Origin of the sequence: Nocardiopsis sp. TNDT3 (assembly GCF_003427465.1) — a bacterium.
Taxonomy (GTDB): Bacteria; Actinomycetota; Actinomycetes; order Streptosporangiales; family Streptosporangiaceae; genus Nocardiopsis; species Nocardiopsis dassonvillei.
In genome coordinates this window covers 1-1675 of record NZ_QPFC01001454.1, presented here as the reverse complement: position 1 = coordinate 1675, position 1675 = coordinate 1, and the positions used below count along the sequence as shown (strand labels likewise).

Annotated in this window: 1 protein-coding gene and 1 pseudogene; one reads left to right on the top strand and one right to left on the bottom strand. The window is 71.1% G+C overall.

The window, feature by feature from the left end; translation table 11 throughout:
* A pseudogene (locus DQW06_RS28780) lies at positions 1 to 343 on the bottom strand (beta-propeller domain-containing protein); the annotation flags it as partial.
* Between the two features lie 323 nt (positions 344 to 666).
* Here DQW06_RS28780 and DQW06_RS28775 point away from each other — a divergent pair.
* Complete coding sequence (locus DQW06_RS28775; RefSeq protein ID WP_117199653.1) at positions 667 to 1380, top strand: DUF305 domain-containing protein; 714 nt, start codon at positions 667 to 669, stop codon at positions 1378 to 1380.
* The last annotated feature ends 295 nt before the right edge of the window (positions 1381 to 1675 follow it).

Genomic DNA, 1675 nt, shown 5'->3' with positions numbered 1-1675 from the left:
AGAGCAGGTCGCCGCTGACCGACACGTCGCCCTGACTCCCGGGGCACACGACCGTGGAGACCCGGCTCGGGTTCTCCGGATCGGAGATGTCGTAGACGACGAAGCCGTCGTAGTTGCCGCCGATCGCGTAGTCGCCGCTGAACGCCAGGTCGGAGTTGTAGGACGCGGTGCCGTCCAGCCCCTCCGGCCTGGGCAGGTTGGCCACGTGCACGACGCCCCCGCCGGTGCTCACCCCGTCGGCCCTGGCCCCGGGAACGGCCAGGAGGGCGGTGACCAGGAGGGGTGCCGTTCCGAGCGTCCCCCACCGCAGTCCGTTCGCGGGCCTTCGCGTCTCCGACACCACCGCACACCCCCCGGAAATACACAAAGCATCCAACTGACTACCATGGGTTTTACTCCTCCCCATTGGCAATAACCAGACGAAACGCCGAGAACGGACATCCAGCACTTCAGAAGGCCAAAAGCACGCAGAAACCCTCGGGGGTGAGAGGCGCCCCGGCACCGCGCCCGGTACCGCGAAGTCGAACGAGATGGCACCGACCCGGGTCCGGGACTGGACAGAACACCCGTCGAGTGAGTAAGAAAGCCCGCAGGACGTTGCCCCAGGGCACAGCGCCCGCCGGCACAGCGGCCCCGTCCGCACCCCACCCCATCGGAGGACACCTCGTGCGTCGCCTGGTACTCGCGGCCGGAACCGCTCTCGCCCTGCTCGGAGCCTCAGCCTGTACGGACGGGGGGGACGGGCAGGAGCAGGAGTCGGCCAACGTCATCGCCCCCGGCGCGCCCGGGGAGTCCTCCTCCCCCGCCACCGCCGACCAGATCGCCGCCCTCGCCGAGGAGCAGGGCCACAACGAGGCCGACGTCACCTACCTGGTGATGATGATCGAGCACCACTCGCAGGCCCTGGAGATGACCGACCTGGTACCCGAGCGCCACGAGCGCGAGGACATCGAGCTCATCGCCGACCGCATCGCCGACGCCCAGGGCCCGGAGATCACCGCCATGGAGAGCTGGCTGGAGGAGAACATCTTCGGTCCGGCCAGGGAGAACCCTGCGCACCAGAACTTCTGCGGGCTGGAGGGGGACGGCACCCACCACGACGAGAGCGGCGACGTGCCCGCCTGCGAGCTGGAGGTCGACCACGGCGACATGCCGGGCATGGCCACCGAGGAGGAGCTGGAGCGGCTGGCGGCGGCCGAGGGCGACGAGTTCGACCGCCTCTTCGTGGAACTGATGACCGCCCACCACGAGGGCGCGGTCACCATGGCCGAGGAGGTGCTGGCCGAGGGCAAGGACCAGACGGTGATGCGCATGGCCAACGACGTGATCGCCGAGCAGAAGGCCGACATCGCGCGCATGGAGCAGGCGCTGGAGGAGTAGGCACGGCGGTACCCGCGCGTCCGCCCCGGCGGGGACGGATCACGGCCCCGGACACACGCGAGGGGGCGCCCCGGTCGGGGCGCCCCCTCGCGTGTGCCGGACCTCGTCCCGCGGGCGGCCTGGCCGCCGGGGAGCGGGGCACGGGCCCGGGGAAGGCACCGCCGGACCCGTCGCAGGCGCGGAGACCCGGTGCGCGGGGTCCGGGAGGGACGCAGCTAGGCGGACTTCTCCTGGCGGGCCCGGCGCAGCTGGGCACGCGGGACGATGGTGGGGTTGACGTTGTCGATCACGGTCT